11 protein-coding genes, 1 tRNA gene and 1 rRNA gene are annotated in these 14785 nt (G+C 73.6%); 5 read left to right on the top strand and 8 right to left on the bottom strand.

The window, feature by feature from the left end; all coding sequences use genetic code 11:
- Positions 1-14 precede the first annotated feature (14 nt).
- A 5S ribosomal RNA gene (gene rrf / locus BMX97_RS12015) occupies positions 15-130 on the top strand.
- 50 nt (positions 131-180) lie between these two features.
- Positions 181-257: transfer RNA gene (locus tag BMX97_RS12010), tRNA-Met, on the top strand.
- Between the two features lie 47 nt (positions 258-304).
- Here the strand turns inward: BMX97_RS12010 and BMX97_RS12005 are convergent.
- Both BMX97_RS12005 and BMX97_RS12000 read right to left on the bottom strand, forming a co-directional pair.
- Entirely contained in the window at positions 305-1135 is an 831-nt protein-coding gene (locus BMX97_RS12005; protein WP_091749886.1) for a phosphogluconate dehydrogenase C-terminal domain-containing protein, read from the bottom strand.
- A gap of 394 nt (positions 1136-1529) precedes the next feature.
- A complete protein-coding gene (locus BMX97_RS12000) occupies positions 1530-2258 on the bottom strand; it encodes a hypothetical protein (protein WP_091749883.1) in 729 nt (242 codons plus the stop codon).
- Positions 2259-2494: 236 nt separating this feature from the next.
- Between BMX97_RS12000 and BMX97_RS11995 the strand changes: the two genes are divergently transcribed.
- Positions 2495-2734: a DUF6894 family protein gene (locus BMX97_RS11995; protein ID WP_091749880.1), complete on the top strand. Its 240-nt coding sequence runs from the start codon at positions 2495-2497 to the stop codon at positions 2732-2734.
- A gap of 44 nt (positions 2735-2778) precedes the next feature.
- On the opposite strand, the gene BMX97_RS11990 is transcribed toward BMX97_RS11995, so the two are convergent.
- The 6 genes from BMX97_RS11990 to BMX97_RS11965 form a co-directional block, all read right to left on the bottom strand.
- Complete coding sequence (locus BMX97_RS11990) at positions 2779-3621, bottom strand: transporter substrate-binding domain-containing protein (RefSeq protein WP_177202193.1); 843 nt, start codon at positions 3619-3621, stop codon at positions 2779-2781.
- 204 nt (positions 3622-3825) lie between these two features.
- Entirely contained in the window at positions 3826-4695 is an 870-nt protein-coding gene (locus BMX97_RS11985; RefSeq protein ID WP_091749873.1) for a TIGR02285 family protein, read from the bottom strand.
- Positions 4696-4923: 228 nt separating this feature from the next.
- Positions 4924-6774, bottom strand: coding sequence for a glycoside hydrolase family 15 protein (locus BMX97_RS11980; RefSeq protein WP_091749870.1), 1851 nt, complete (start codon positions 6772-6774; stop codon positions 4924-4926).
- Between the two features lie 202 nt (positions 6775-6976).
- A complete protein-coding gene (locus tag BMX97_RS11975) occupies positions 6977-9676 on the bottom strand; it encodes a heparinase II/III domain-containing protein (RefSeq protein WP_091749867.1) in 2700 nt (899 codons plus the stop codon).
- Between the two features lie 126 nt (positions 9677-9802).
- Entirely contained in the window at positions 9803-11659 is a 1857-nt protein-coding gene (locus BMX97_RS11970) for an HAD-IIIC family phosphatase (RefSeq protein ID WP_091749864.1), read from the bottom strand.
- Positions 11656-11898, bottom strand: a complete 243-nt coding sequence (locus BMX97_RS11965) for an acyl carrier protein (protein WP_091749861.1) — start codon at positions 11896-11898, stop codon at positions 11656-11658. The genes BMX97_RS11970 and BMX97_RS11965 overlap by 4 nt, the downstream gene beginning before the upstream one ends.
- Before the next feature lie 153 nt (positions 11899-12051).
- Here BMX97_RS11965 and BMX97_RS11960 point away from each other — a divergent pair, with 153 nt between their 5' ends.
- Positions 12052-14406, top strand: coding sequence for a xanthine dehydrogenase family protein molybdopterin-binding subunit (locus tag BMX97_RS11960; RefSeq protein WP_091749858.1), 2355 nt, complete (start codon positions 12052-12054; stop codon positions 14404-14406).
- Positions 14403-14714: a DUF2218 domain-containing protein gene (locus tag BMX97_RS11955; RefSeq protein WP_091749855.1), complete on the top strand. Its 312-nt coding sequence runs from the start codon at positions 14403-14405 to the stop codon at positions 14712-14714. The genes BMX97_RS11960 and BMX97_RS11955 overlap by 4 nt, the downstream gene beginning before the upstream one ends.
- Positions 14715-14785 lie beyond the last annotated feature (71 nt).

Here is a 14785-nt window from a genome sequence, read left to right as displayed (position 1 = left end):
ACGTGCTTGGCCGGTCTGGTGGTCAGAGCGGGGTGATCAGAACCCGATCCCATCTCGAACTCGGCCGTTAACCGCCCCAGCGCCCATGGTACTGTGTCTCAAGACACGGGAGAGTCGGTCACCGCCAGACCTGCCAAGCACGTCATACATTCCATCGACACGATCCGGATCGCGCCTTGGCGCGGGGTGGAGCAGCCCGGTAGCTCGTCAGGCTCATAACCTGAAGGTCACAGGTTCAAATCCTGTCCCCGCAACCAAACCAATCAGAAGCCCGCCGGCGATCAGCTGGCGGGCTACTGCGCGTTCAGGTGATGCGCCGAATGCTCTCGGCAATTTCGTGCTCGTCGAGGCAGCCGAGCCAGTCCTCGCGCATGAGGCGCGGCTTGCCGAACTGGATCGCCTTGTTGCAGGCATCCGAGAACACCCCGTCGACCTCCTTGAACGTCACCGCCGCCAGGATGTTGAGGTGGCCGAGCAAGAAGTCGCGGGCGCAGGTTTCAGGCACGCCGCGGCGCACGGTCTCGTCCATCGCCTCGCGCATCACCGCGAGCAGCGTGGCGCAGACGGTTTCGGACAGGCCGGGCTCGAGCAGCGCCATCTGCTCCACGGTGACGCGGTGCGAGCGCAGGATCGGCGCCCAGATCGTCGCCGCCACGCGCTCGCCGAGGGCGTAGGCCTCGTCCGGTCCCTGCATCAGCGCGTTGACGATCGATTGCCGCGCGGCGATGCCGCCGAAATGGTCGCGCCTCCCCGCCTCTGTCGTCTCGTCGTTGAAGATCGGCGGGTGGCACGGATGGGTGACGAAGTAGGTCAGGTCCGGCCGCTCCGGCAGATGGCCGGCGAAGGGGGCGGCCGCGTCGAGGATCACCACCATCGTGCCGGGCTTCAGCTTCGGCGAGAGGGCGTGGCACACCCGGCCGATCAGCGTGTCGGGCACCGCCAGCACCACCACCTCGGCGCCGTCGAGGGCGGCGTCCGCCTCGATGCAGTCGAGGCCGAGCTCGCTCTTGAGGCGCTGGCGCCCGGCCTCGCCGACCTCGACGGGGGCGATCCGGAACGGGGATTTCACCAGGTTGCGCGCCAGCCGCACGCCCATCTTACCCCCCGCCCCGAACAGGGCGATCGTCTCGCTCATGGCGCATCCTCCCACGCCGCCGGCCTCTTCGTCGTGTGCCGGGCCTCGCGGCCGGGCGAGAGTGACGGCGGAGCGGGGGCGCGGCAACCGGTTTCGCGTCCCGCGTTCTTCCAAGCTCGACGGCGATACGTGGGAGGATCGGCGAGACCCGAGCCCCTGACGCTCTGCCGGCGGGTGGTCGCCTCCGAGACCGAGGTACGGCAAGGGGCGGCGATCCGCACCCGCCGCGACGAACATCTGTCCCGGATGCACCGAAGCGGCGGCGTCACCGCCTACCGCCGGCGTGGGATCGCCGGCATCCTCGCCCAGGCCCACGAGACCGCCGGGGCGGACCCGAGGGGCGCGCCGGATGGAGGCCTACCGCGGGCCCTGAAGCGGCCGGACGATCTCGGTGTCACGCCGGGGCATCGATCTGCGCGCGCCGCCGGGCTTTCGCGGCCTCGAGCCGCAATCCGGCTTCCACGGGGGCAAGGGCCGGGGCCTGCCGGCCGAGGCGTGCGGCCTCGTCGAGGATCGCCACCGCCTCGGCCCAGGCGCCGGGCCAGAACAGGGCGACCGCCTCCGCCGCGTCGGCGGCCGTGCGGGCGTCGATCTCGGCGGCGAACAAGGCGGCCCTGGCCGCCGCCGCCGCCCGGGCGCCACGCACCCAGGTGCCGTCGCGGCCCGCGGCCTCGGCCAGGGAGCCGGCCGACCAGGCGGCGTGACGCGCGACCGTCACGGCCCGATCCAGCTCGCCCGCCGACCGGCAGGCGGCGGCATGCTGCGCCAGTCCCGCCCGTTCCAGCACCGGCGGCAGCAGGCGGCGCACGCCTTCCAGCACGAGATGGGCGGTGCGCGCCTCCTCGATCGCCGGGCCGTCGGCCGAGCCGGCGAGCCGGAGCACGAACGCCATCAGCCGCGGCCGCTCGTCGTCCGGCATCGCATCGTTGAGGCCGAGCGCGTAGGCCGCGAGCGGGACGGAGAAGTAGGGCGGGCAATCCGCCGAGGAACGGATCGCCCGGTAGGGTAGCCCCGCAGCGACCACGGCCGCCTCGTTGATGCAGGTGCCGCCGTCCGGTCCCGGGAAGGTGTGCGACCCCGGCAGGAGCCGCCAGTTCAGGATGGAATCGAACAGGCCGGACAACGGTGTCTCCCGCCGAAAGGTCGCGATCGATGCGGTACATCGATAACCTGGAGGAATCTGGCAGGAATCCCGGGCCGCGGCGAGCCGTCCCCCGCCACAATTCCACCGCCCGACGGCGCACGGCCCGTCGCCGCGGCGCCCTGCGACACCGCGTCATGGCTCTTGGCCGATGGGCACATCAGAACATATAGTGAACGTTAACGACCGTGGGCGACCGGCGACGAGAGGGGAACGGCATGACGCGCTACCGCTTCCATTGCACCAACGGCTCGGAATGCATCCTGGACGCCGAGGGCAGCCTCGTGCGCGGCCCGGGTGCCCTCGCCCGGCGCGCCCGGCAGGTCGCCGCAGCGGCGATGGCCAGTCTCGAGCCAGGTGACGACGGGGCCGGATGGCGGGTGAGCGTGCACGACCTGGGCGGCCGCCAGGTCTGGGTCGAGCCGTTCTCCGTGCAGGGGACGGCGCTGGCGGCGTGACGGCGCGCCGTGCCCGGCCGAGCCATGCCCGGAGGCTTTCCGGTTCAGTCGCTGGCGAGGAATGCGTCGTAGACGGCGCGGATACGCGGCAGGTCCGCCTCCGCCGCCCAGGCCTCGACGATGCTCCGGTAGGCCGGGCTCGCCCGTTCCTCGGCCAGCACCGCGTCGATGCGGGCCACCACCTCGCGCCCCCAGGGGGTGCCGGCACACATCACCCGGGGAAAGACCGGTTCCTGGTTCTCTTCCGCGAACGGCAGGCCCACGAAGGCATCCGGCGCTCCAAGCGCCCGGGCGTGGTAGGTCGCGATGCTGGAGAACTCGACGAGGTAGTCGAGGCGGCCGTTCAGCAGCATCCTGAACGCCTCGCCGAACTCCGAATAGGTCTGCCCCGGCGGATACTGGCGAAACAGCGCATCCGCCGCCGGGGCGATGGTGCGGTCGCGCAGCACGCTGGTGCGCAACGAGCGGTGCTCGGTCAGCAGGTTCCGCAGGGAGAGCGGACCGAGGGCCTCGAAGCGGGCACGGTTCTCCGCGGGCACGACGATGCGCAGGGGGTAGAACATCGCCACCGGCCGCGAGAACACCGCGAAGCTCTCGCGCTCGGGCGTCTTCACGCCGCCGACGAAGCACCATTCCTCGCCGCTCTTGAGCGAGGCGAGGACGCGGGGGAACGGCACGAGCAGGGTGAAATGGTTGTAATCGGTCAGGCGGGCGGTCAGCAGCCGGCGGATCCGATCGGAGATGCCGTTGTCGCGGTTCTCGCCGTCGACGATCGTGTAGGGCGCCGCGCCAAACACCGACCAGGTGATCTGCTTGCCCTCGGCCCGCGCCGATCCGGCCAGCGCGAGCGCCAGGATCAGACCGGCAAGACCGCACCGTTTCACCATGCCGTGCCCCGTGACATCCTCGACCGATGTTTCGTCGATCCCGCTCGCGCCGTCGAGATCACGTGAACGAGGCGCGTGATCGGAATCCGGGCGGATCGGGATCCGGGCGGCGCGATCTCGCATGGCGAGCCTTTGCAAAATCATAATGTCGGACCGCGACGCCGAGCCGGCCCCGGCCCCGTCCGCACGCTCGCGGTCTCCGGCTCAGTCGCTCGCCAGGAAGGCATCGTAGACGGCGCGGATGCGCGGCTGGTCCTCCTCGGCCGCCCAGGCCTCGACGATCTCGCGGTAGTCCGGGCCCGGCCGCTCGGTCTCCAGCACGGCGTCGATGCGCGCCACCACCTCGCGGCCCCACGGCGTGGCCGGGCACATCACCCGGGCGAAGACCGGCTCCGGGCTCTCCGCGAACGGCAGGCCGACGAAGGCGCCCGGCTCGGCGACCTGGCGGGCGTTGTAGGCCGCGATGCTTGAGAAATCGACGAGGTAGTCGAGCCGGTCGCTTCGCAGCATCCGGTAGGCCTCGACGAAGCGGGCGTAGGTCTGCCCCGGCGGGTGCTGCCGGAAGAGCTCGTCCACCGCCGGCGCGATGGCGCGGTCGCGCAGCACGCTGGTGCGCAAGGCGCGGTGCTCCGTGAGCAGGCCGCGCAGGGACAGCGGACCCAGCGCCTCGAACCGCGCCCGCTTCGCGGCCGGGACGAAGATCCGCAGCGGGTAGAACATCGCCACCGGGCGCGAGAACGCCGCGAAGGCCTCGCGCTCGGGCGTCTTCACCCCGCCGACGAAGCACCATTCCTCACCGATCCTGAGCGCGGAGACGATGCGCGGGAACGGCACCGTGACGTGAGTGACGGCGTAGTCCGGCAGCCGGGCGGTCAGGAGATGGCGGATCCGGTCGAAGACGCCGCGGCCCCGGTTCTCGCCCTCGACGATCGTGAAGGGCGGCGCGTCGTAGAGCGACCAGGTGATCTGCTTGGTGGTTTGACGCGTAACCTGCACGTCCCCGGCCCGCGCCGAAGCCGGAAGGGCGAGTCCGAGCGCGACCAGCAGACCGGCGAGACCGCGCCGCTTTCCCATGATGACTACCAACGTCGTCCATCGACCCGTCGTCGATGAATGGCGGCTCGCCTTCAAGATCGGGTTAATCTCACGCTCGATCGTCCGAAGTTCGTGCCGGCCGGTAGTCTTGCGGTCAAGATCCTGCGTCAGGCTCTGGACGATCCGTCGCCACGGGCCTGCCGTGCCGACGGATCACTGCGTCCTTCCGCCTGCCCTGCGGCATGGCGGGCGGGGCAGCCGCTCCCCCTACCCCCGCCCCTGCCCCTCCGGCGGCACGATCCACGGCACCCGGCGCCAGCGGGTCTCGCGCAGGGTGCGGTCGGCATAGGTGCCGGCCACCGCCGCGCGCCCGCCCTGGGCGGCGAGGTCGAGGACGAGGGCGCTGTGGATGAAGGCGAGGTGGCTGAAGGCCTGCGGGAAGTTGCCGAGGAACGTGCGGTCCTCCGCCACCTCCTCGGCGTAGAGGCCGAGGTCGTTCTGCAGCGCCCGCAGGGCGTCGAAGCGGGTCTGCGCCTCCTCGGTCCGGCCGAGCCAGGCCAGCGCGTCGACGAGCCAGAAGGCGCAGATCAGGAAGGTGCCCTCATGGCCCGGCAGCCCGTCGTCGTTGCGGTAGCGGTAGACCAGCGGGCCGTGGCCGAGGCGATCGATCACCACCTCGACCGTGCGGGAAAAGACCGCCTCGTCGACCGGGAAGCCGACCATCGGGGCGATGAGCAGCGCGGAGTCGGGATCGTCGGCGCCGATATATTGCGGGTAGTAGCCGTCGCGGGGATGCACGCCCTCGCCGTTGACCCGGGCGACGATGGCGTCCCGCGCCTCGCACCAGTGCGGCCGCTCGCCGAAGAGCCGGATGGCGCGGTCGACCGCGACCCAGTTCATGATCGCGGCGTGGAGGTAGTACTCCTCGGGCTTCCTCGGCTCCCACAGGCCGGCATCCTTCTCGTGCCAGTGGGCGGCGGCGAAGTCGGCGAGGCGAACCGCCTGGCGTTCCATCGCCTCGGGGATCGTGCCGCCGAGGCTCCGGTACATGTGGAGCAGGTCGAGCACCTGGCCGTAGGCGTCGCTCTGGTGCTGCTCGGCCGCCTCGTTGCCGTAGCGGACCGGTGCGCTGCCGCGCCAGCCCTCGAAATGCGTCGCCTCGTGCTCGGTGAGGTCGGTCTCGCCGGCGATGGCGTAGAGGGGCTTGAGGCCGCCCGCGTCGCGCTCGGCGAGCGAGCCGACGAAGCGGAAGAACGCTTCCGCCTCCGCCACCATGCCGAACTTCTTCAGCACGTAGAAGGACAGGCAGGCGTCGCGGATCCAGCAGAACCGGTAGTCCCAGTTGCGGATGCCGCCGATCTCCTCCGGCAGCGAGGTGGTGGCCGCCGCCACGATGGCGCCGGACGGCGCGTAGGTCAGGGCCTTGAGGGTGAGCGCGCTGCGCAGGAGCTGGTCGGCGAGCGGCCCGTCATAGGCGGCTCCGGCCGACCAGCCGGTCCAGGCCCGGCGCGCGGTCTCCATCAGGGCGCGGGGGCGCAGGCTCTCGCGGTCGCCCGCGCCGCCGGGATAGAGCGCGAAGGCCTGCTCGTCCCCGTGCTCGACCGTGAACAGCGCCACCGCCTCGGCGCCCTCGATCGCGAGCGGCAGGTCGGCGATCAGGTCCGGCAGGCCCTCGGCCCCGGCGCCGCCTGGGATCGCCCTCAGCGTCGAGAACGTTTCGGAGAAGCCGGCGAGCGGCCGGTAGACCATCCGCATCGGCACCCGGCCAGAGACGCCGGAGACGAGGCGCACCAGGCACGGCAGCGTCCGCCCGGCTTCGGGGGCCAGCATCACGTCGTGGACCGTCGCCGCCCCGGTGGCGCAGGTGAAGGTGGTCTCGAGGATGTTGGTGCCGGGCAGGTAGAGCCGGGCGCTCTCGGACGGGATGTCGGGCGAGAGCGCGAAGAAGCCGCCGCGCGTGCGGTCGAGGAGGCGCGAGAAGACCGGGGCCGCGTCGAAGCGCTCGAGGCAGGCCCAGTCGATCGAGCCGTCGCGGGCGACGAGGGCGCAGCCGTGGCAGTTGCTGACGAGCCCGTAGGCCTCGATGGGCTGGTAGGGCCGCGCGTCCGGATCGTGCATCGGGAAAGAGCTCGGGCGAGAGGGGGCTGGCCCGCCCGGGCGGGCCCGGGGCCGGCGAGCCGCTCCCCTCCTCCCGCGCCCGGCATGACCCAGCGTCGCCGGGACGACCGTGAGACCCCGCCCCGTGTTCCCGGCCGCAGGAGGAAATATTTCCGCGGATGAAGCGGCGCCGACAACCGTGCGCGCCGGGGTCCCGGGGGCGTCAGGCCTGCATCAGGAACCGCGTCAGCTCGTCCCGGGCCAGGATGCGGGCGAGCGAATCCTCGGCCGGGCCGTCGACCGCCATCAGCAGGCCGCCGCAGGCCGTGCCGCGGCCGGCGACCGCGTAGGACAGGGTGCAGGCGGGGGCCAGCGCCCCCGGCTGGCCGACGACGAAGCCCTGCATCGTGCCGGGCCGGTCGCCGCGGGCGATCGCCGCCTCGAGCCCCGCCACGCGGCCCGCGATGGCGAACGGCACCAGGCCGAGGCGCCGGCCGGCCTGGCGGGCCTGCACCCGGCGCGGTCCCTCGACGGCGACGAGGGTCTCGGGCGCCAGGTGGGCGAAGGCCCGGATCGTCAGGCTGCCGTGATCGAGGGCGGTGACGCGGTCGATCACCGCGAGGCCCGAGAGGTCGTGCGGCAGCACGAAGACCCGCAGGTGGCGATAGCCCGGCCCGTGCACGGTGGTCTCGATCGCGTGGGCGGTGGCGCCCGGCAGCGCGAGGCTGCCGCGGTGGAGGCCGTACCCGGCCACCGGCTCGCGCCCCTCGACCACCGCGACGTTGTGGGCGCGGGCCGAGAGCAGGTAGTGGCGCGAGGCCCCGGCCTCGACCTGCTCCGAGCCGCCGGCCTCGACGATCCAGCGGGTCGAGCCGGCGGCGTAGACGTAGGAGCCGCAATCGGCGTGGCCCTGGGGCGAGGTCTCGGCGAAGGTGCAGGCGAAGTGCGACCATCCCCGCCCGGCGGCCTCGTGGCGGGCCGTCAGGGTATCGGGCAGGAGCATCGTCGAGGCGGTGGCGGGCCCGGCGGCCGCGGGGCGCTGCGCCACCAGCCCGCCGGTGCCGCGCAGCCGGGCGATCCAGGAGGCCTCGTCGGCGCCGGAAAACACCTCCCCGAAGGGCGGCAGGCGGCCGGCGGGATCGAGGAGACCGGCGAGGTCCGCCAGCGCCGCCTTGGTGCGGGCGGCGACGAGGGGGCCGGGGCCGGCCGGCCCGAGGACGTCCCGCAGGGCGTGGCCGAGGGTGGCGAGGTCGAGGCGGCGGTGGAGCGAGGATTCGGCGAAGCGCCCGTCCTCGGGCAGCAGGGCCGGCACCCCGTCGCGCAGACTCTCGCGGGCGAGCGCCTCCCAGTGGCCGGCGAGCGGCAGGCGCGGCAAGGCCCGGGCGACGGCCAGCAGCGCGGCGGCGGCCTGGAGCTGGTGGAGGCTCCGCCCGAAAGTGTTCTGCCCGACGATCTCGGCGAGCGCGAAGCCGTGGCGCACCGCCTCGCCGGTGAGGACCGGCGCCGCCGCTCCGGCGCCCGGCAGGGCGAGGAGCCCGATCCAGACCTCGGCCCGGGGAAGCAACGCGCCCGGATGCAGGCTCAAGGGGTCCGCCGGCTGACCCCACGGGTTGGCCCGCGACCAGGCCTGGGCGAGGCCGAGCGCCCGGCCTGGCGCCACCTCGGCGAGGGCGAGGAGCCACGTCAGCGACTGGTAGGCGAGGCGCCAGGGCACGGCGCGGACGGGGGCGGCCCGGAACGGATCCTCGTCGAAGTCCGGCCGGTCGGGCAAGGCCCAGTCGGGGCAGCCGGCGAGCCGCAGGACGAGGCCGCCATCCGGCCGCAGGGCGACCGGGCGCTCGCCCTCCCCGCGCAGCTGGCGCGCGCGGGCGAGCGGCAGCGCCGCGGCGCCGGCCTCGCCCGGGCCCGGGATCCAGGCCGCCTCGGCGCCCGGATCGCGGCCGAGCCGGGCCGACAGCCGGGCGAGGAAGCCCGGCGCGTCGAGGAGGTCGTCGCCGCACAGGCTCTCGAGCCGGAAGCCGTCCTCGAGCGCCACCTCGGGCGGGCCGAGCAGCGCGACGGCGGGGCCGGCCTCGCCCTCCTCCTCCCAGGTGCAGAAGGCGAGGTCGAGGGTGTGGGCGCCCGGCGGCGGTTCGAGGTCCAGGGTGAAGCGGCGCGCCTGCGGCTGGGCCGGCAGGTTCACGCTGGCGCCGAGGCCCGGCGCCTCCTCCGAGCCCGGGACCGAGACCGTGCCCGGATAGGGCGGCGGGATCTCGGCCCCGTCGCGGTCGCGGTAGACGAGGCTCACCCGCGCGGCATGCTCCTTCACCCGCGAGGCGTGGAGCTGCCCGCGCACCACGACGCCGAGGCCCGGTACCAGGCTGTGGCGCGAAGGCGCGGGGTTGGGCCCGAGCCGGCGGCTGCGGAAGGGCGCGGGCGTCAGCGGCGTCACCGGGCGCAGGCAGGGCTCGGCGATCGTGACACCCTCGGTGTTGCGCCAGGAGCGCAGCGTGAGGACGAGGCCGCGGGCCTGGGGCGGTACGCCGAAGGCGACCCGCACCGGCGCCATGCGCAGGAGCTCGCTGCCGGCGGGCTGGCAGGCCGGCCCGGCGATCCAGGCGCTGTGGGGATCGAGGAGGGTGCGCGACAGGCCCGGCACCTGCTCGACGTCGAGGCTCGACCCGTCGCCGGCCAGGAAGTCGAAGCCCGCGAGTACGAAATCGGCGGCGAGCCCCCCCTCCTCCTCGGCCGACCAGGCGAGACGCGCCTCGAGGCAGCACCAGGCCCCCGCCGGCAGGTCGCGGAAGGTCAGGAGCGCCCGGGACCAGCGGTTGTTGGCGGTGATCGCGTGCTCGCCCTCGTGCGCGCCCGGCCCGGCGCCGCCCGCGTAGCGGGCCTGGACCGGGAGGAGCACCGGCTCGGAGGGCAGCAGGGCCGGAAGCATGGGGCGAGGAAGGGCCGCGGGCGGAAGGGATACCTCCGGCCAGTGCCGGGGACGGGCCCCGCCTGTCAAGGCGCCGGGCCACGCCGCGCACCGCTCGCTGTCCGGCCCCGGACGCGATGGGGCCCGTCAGAACGTCCCCAGCGTCATCGGCAGGTCGGTGGGCGTGGCGTAGGCGGCGAGATCGAGGATCCAGCGTTCCGCCCCGTCGGGTTCCGGTGGCGCGGGGGTGAAGCCGAGGCGGGGGTAGAGGTCCGCCACCATCCCGTTGCGCCCGCTCGCCCGGTAGAGGCCGACGAGGCGGCGCGCGCCCCGGCCCGCCGCTTGCGCCGCAAGGATCGCCAGGATCCCCTCCTCCACCCGCCGGCCGAGCACCCGGCAGCTCATCAGCCAGGTCTCGATCACGAGGTCCCCGCCGGAGAGCCGGCCGATGGCGACGGCGATCATCCCGTGATCGGCGAGGCGGTCGGCGAGGCGCAGCTGCAGCGTCAGCACCGCGGGGTCGTCGATCAGCGCGGCGGCCTCGGCCTCGCGCTGGCGCCGGGTCGTCAGGTTGAACTGGTTTGTCTTGTTGACGAGCTGGACGATGCGGGGAAGCCCGACGGCGTCGAAGCTCCGCCAGGCCAGCCGCATCCCGAGGCCGGCGAGGGTACCTGCGAGGTCGGTCGTCCCCCCGTCCGCCTCGTCCCGGCGGGCGCGGTCGCGCGCGTAAGCCTGCGCCCGCCCGCGATCCTCGGCCGTCAGCGCCACCGCCTCGAAGTAGCCGGCATCGGCGAGGCAGCGGGCGACCAGCGCCGGCTCGTCGGGCACCTCCGGCACCGCCACCATCGGCAGGTGCTCGCGCACCAGGGCGCGCTCGAACGGGTTGTCGTCGACGAAGACGAGGGAATCGAGGCCGAGGCGCAGTTCGGCGGCGATGCGCCGGAGGTTGGTCGCCTTGTCGTCCCAGTTGGCCGCGAAGGCGCCGAAATCGGGGAGGCGCAGCAGCATGTCGGGATGCTCCCGGAACGGCCTCCGGGCCACCTCGGGATCGTTCTTCGAGCAGACCGCCAGCACGATGCCGCGGCGCGCCAGATCGCGGGCATGGGCCTGGAGCGCCAGGAACGATTCGCCCGCGGCACTCCCCTGCCCGACGATCAGGCCGGCGAGCCCGTCCTCCCCGACCGTGCCGCCCCACAGCGTGTCGTCGAGGTCGAGCACCAGGGCCTTGGCCGAGCGGCCGAGGCGGGCCCCGAGGAGCCGGGCGACGAGGTCGCCGTAGAGCGGGCCGGCGCCCGGCGTCACCGCCTGGCGGGCCCGCAGCCACAGGGCGGGATCGTGCCAGGCGTCGAGACCGTGCCGCGCCACCGCGTCGTCGAGGGCGAGGAGATCGACGCCCTCCTCCACGGCCGCGTCCCGCAGGGCGGCGTTGAGGCGCGCCGTGCGGGCGGCGAGCGAGCCCGGCATTCGGTGCTCGTTGCCGCCCATCAGCGGGATCGCTGCCGGCAGCAGCGTCTGCTGGATCACCGTGCAGCCATGCGCCGCCCGGGCGCGCGCCCAGAGCGATTTCAGCCGGTCGAGGGCGGCGCCGACGTCTCCGGCCGGTCCCGGGAGGGCGTCGGCGTCGAGGGCCAGCAGCACGGTGTCGGGCCGGACGGCGCGCAGGGCCTCGCCGTCGACCTCGCGGTCGAACTGGCCGTAGGCGCCCTCGTGCACCGTCACGCGCAGGTCGCGGCGCAGGGCCCCGACCCGGATGCCGGCGGCGAGGTGCGACAGCGTCGAGGAGCCGAGCAGCGCGAGGCGCCAGGCCGGGCCGGCCGGCGACGCCTCCGGGAACCGCCGTTGCAGAACCCGGTCGAGCCGGGCGGTGCGCGCCGGGTCGAGACGGGTGCGGGCGAGGCCCGCGAGCGCGTCCCAGGCCTCCCGGTCGGGCCGCTCCTCGGCCGCGGCGAGGCGGGCGGCGAAGTCCGCCGGCGGCTGCGGCAGCCAGGCGAGGTCGGCGGTCACCGCGGCGCCTTGCGGGCGATCACCGCCGCGAGGTCGCCGACGCTGCCGAGCCCGTCAACTTCCCAGGTAGTGAGCTTGATGCCGAAGCGCGCCTCGACCGCGATGACGAGCTCGATCATCCGGGTCGAATCCCACCCCTCGACATCCTCGGCGGTGAGCCCGGGGCTGAGCGGCACCGGCTCGCCGAAGACGTCTTCGAAGAGCGGGGCGAGGGCTGCGAGCGCGGCGTCTTCGGTCATGGCGGGGCTCTCTGGTTCGCCCCCGGATGTAGCGCAGGTCGCGACCGCATCGCGAGCCGTGCCCTGCGCGCCGGGGTGGCCTGCCCGCCCGCGTCTTGCATGGCTTGGCCGAGTTGCTAGCTGACTCTGACAAGAATTCCGGAGAGCACCGGCATGAACGCCCGTCCCGACGCCCGCGACTTCGCCGGCCCGCAGAAATTCGGCATCGGCCAGCCCGTACCCCGGGCCGAGGACCCGGTTCTTGTCCGGGGCGAGGGCCGCTACACCGACGACCTCGCCCTCGACGGGCAGGCCTACGGGGTGTTCGTGCGAAGCCCGGTCGCCCACGGTATCCTGCGGGGCATCGATGCGGAGGCCGCCCGCGCCCTGCCGGGCGTGCTGGCCGTGCTCACCGCCGCCGACCTCGACGGCTACGGGGCGATCGGCAACGGCCTGCCGTTCAAGAACCAGGACGGCACACCGATGCGCAAGCCGCCCCAGGCCTCGCTCAGCACCGACCGGGTGCGCTACGTCGGCGAGGCGGTCGCCCTGGTGGTGGCCGAGACCCTGGCCGAGGCCCGCGACGCCGCCGAGGCGGTGATCCTCGACATCGAGGACCTGCCCGTGGTGACCACCCCGGACGAGGCCGCCGCGGCGGGCGCTCCGCTCCTGCACGACGACGCCCCCGGCAACCTCGCCCTCGACTTCCGCACCGGCGACCAAGCGGCGACGGAAGCCGCCTTCGCGCAGGCCGCGCACGTCGCCTCCCTCGACCTCGTCAACAACCGCCTCGTCATCAACCCGATGGAGCCGCGGTCGGCGATCGGCGTGTACGAGGCGGAGAGCGGGCGCTTCACCCTGCATGTCGGCTCGCAGGGGGTGTTCGGCCTGCGCAACTCCCTGGCGGACGGCGTGCTGAAGCAGCCCCGCGACAAGGTGCGGGTGCTGACCGGCAACGTGGGCGGCTCCTTCGGCATGAAGGCCCCGGTCTACCCCGAGTACCTGCCGCTGCTCGAAGCATCGAAGCGCCTCGGCCGGCCGGTGAAGTGGACCGACCTGCGCTCCGAGAGCTTCCTGTCCGACCACCACGGCCGCGACGTCGCGGTGACGGCGGAACTGGCCCTCGACGCGCAAGGACACTTCCTCGCCTTCCGGGTCCGGGGCCGCGCCAACATGGGCGGCTACCTCAATCCGCTCTCGCCGCTGTTCCAGACCGTCAACATCGCCCGCAACATGGTCGGCGTGTACCGCACCCCGGCTTTCGACGTGGCGGTGGAGTGCCTCTACACCAACACCACGCCTATCGGCGCCTATCGCGGCGCCGGCCGGCCGGAGGGCAACTACTTCATCGAGCGGCTGATCGACACCGCGGCCGCCGAGACCGGCCACGACCGGGTGGACTTGCGCCGCCGCAACCACATCCGCCCGGCCGACATGCCCTACCGGGCCCCGTCCGGCCTGACCTACGACAGCGGCGACTTCCCGGCCGTGCTCGACCGGGCGCTCCAGGCCGCCGACTGGGACGGCTTTCGCGCCCGCCGCGCCGAGAGCGAGGCCAACGGCCGCCTGCGCGGCATCGGTATCGGCGACTACCTGGAGATCACCGCGCCGCCGACCAACGAGATGGGCGGCATCCGCTTCGAGGCCGACGGCACGGTGACGATCGTCACCGGCACCCTCGATTACGGCCAGGGCCACCTCACGCCCTTCGCCCAGATCCTGCACGACCGCCTCGGCATCCCGGTCGACCGCGTCCGGCTCGTCCAGGGCGACAGCGACCAGCTCATCGCCGGCGGCGGCACCGGTGGCTCGAAGTCGCTGATGGCGAGCGGCACGGCCCTGGTCGAGGCCGGCGACCTCGTGATCGCCAAGGGCCGCGAGGCCGCGGCCGCCCTGCTGGAGGCCGGCCCCGCCGACATCGAGTTCCGCGACGGCCGCTTCACCATCGCGGGGACCGACCGGGGCATCGGCCTCCTGGAACTGGCCGCCAAGGTGCGGGCGGGCCTGCCCGACCCGGCCGCCCCCAGGAGCCTCGACGTCGCCCACACCCACAAGGAATCGCCCTCGGCCTTCCCCAACGGCTGCCACGTTGCCGAGGTCGAGGTCGACCCGGAGACGGGCGTGGCCACGGTCGTGCGCTACACCACGGTCAACGATTTCGGCACGCTGGTGAACCCGATGCTGGTCGAGGGCCAGCTCCACGGCGGCATCGTCCAGGGCATCGGCCAGGCGCTCATGGAGCGCACGGCCTATGACGAGCAGGGCCAGCTCGTGACCGGCTCGTTCATGGACTACTGCCTGCCGCGGGCCTCCGACGCGCCGTCCATGGGCTTCGAGAGCCACGCCGTGCCCGCCACCACCAACCCGCTCGGGGTGAAGGGCTGCGGCGAGGCGGGCTGCGCCGGTTCGCTGCCCTCGGTGATGAACGCCCTCGTCGATGCCCTGCGGCCCCGCGGCATCCGCCACATCAACATGCCGGCGACGCCGCAGGCGATCTGGTCGGCGCTGCAGCAAGGAGCCTCCGCGTGAGCGAGCCCGTGACCCTGGCGGCGCAAGCCCGCGTCGAGACGCAGAACGGCAGCCGCTACCTGACCCAGCTGTGCAAGCACTGGAGCCACAAGTTCCCCGAGACGACCTTCACGCCCGAGCGCGGCGTGGTGCCGTTCGGGGAGGACCGCCGCTTCACGGCGGAAGCCGACCCGGAGGGCCTGACCCTGCGGGTCGAGGCGCCGGATCTGGAGACGCTGACCCGGATGCAGGGCGTGGTGGCCGAGCACCTCGGCCGCTTCGCCTTCCGGGAGGATCTCGGCGGCATCGCCTGGACGCGGGTGGTGTGAGACCCCACTATCCGACCGCATGCCCGGACCTGTCCCACCCGCGACCTCATCCTGAGGTGCCGCGTAGCGGC

The organism is Methylobacterium sp. ap11, from assembly GCF_900110515.1.
Classification (GTDB): domain Bacteria; phylum Pseudomonadota; class Alphaproteobacteria; order Rhizobiales; family Beijerinckiaceae; genus Methylobacterium; species Methylobacterium ajmalii.
The sequence above is the reverse complement of the archived record's forward strand: the minus strand, read 5'-3'. Positions and strand labels throughout refer to the sequence as shown.

What these genes read in the sequence shown, in the direction of transcription:
- BMX97_RS12005 (WP_091749886.1), bottom strand. Translation starts at nt 1,135, where the DNA reads ATGAGCGAGACGATCGCCCTGTTCGGGGCGGGGGGTAAGATGGGCGTG.
- BMX97_RS11995 (WP_091749880.1), top strand. Translation starts at nt 2,495, where the DNA reads ATGACGCGCTACCGCTTCCATTGCACCAACGGCTCGGAATGCATCCTG.
- BMX97_RS11990 (WP_177202193.1), bottom strand. Translation starts at nt 3,621, where the DNA reads ATGGTGAAACGGTGCGGTCTTGCCGGTCTGATCCTGGCGCTCGCGCTG.
- BMX97_RS11985 (WP_091749873.1), bottom strand. Translation starts at nt 4,695, where the DNA reads ATGGGAAAGCGGCGCGGTCTCGCCGGTCTGCTGGTCGCGCTCGGACTC.
- BMX97_RS11980 (WP_091749870.1), bottom strand. Translation starts at nt 6,774, where the DNA reads ATGCACGATCCGGACGCGCGGCCCTACCAGCCCATCGAGGCCTACGGG.
- BMX97_RS11975 (WP_091749867.1), bottom strand. Translation starts at nt 9,676, where the DNA reads ATGCTTCCGGCCCTGCTGCCCTCCGAGCCGGTGCTCCTCCCGGTCCAG.
- BMX97_RS11965 (WP_091749861.1), bottom strand. Translation starts at nt 11,898, where the DNA reads ATGACCGAAGACGCCGCGCTCGCAGCCCTCGCCCCGCTCTTCGAAGAC.
- BMX97_RS11960 (WP_091749858.1), top strand. Translation starts at nt 12,052, where the DNA reads ATGAACGCCCGTCCCGACGCCCGCGACTTCGCCGGCCCGCAGAAATTC.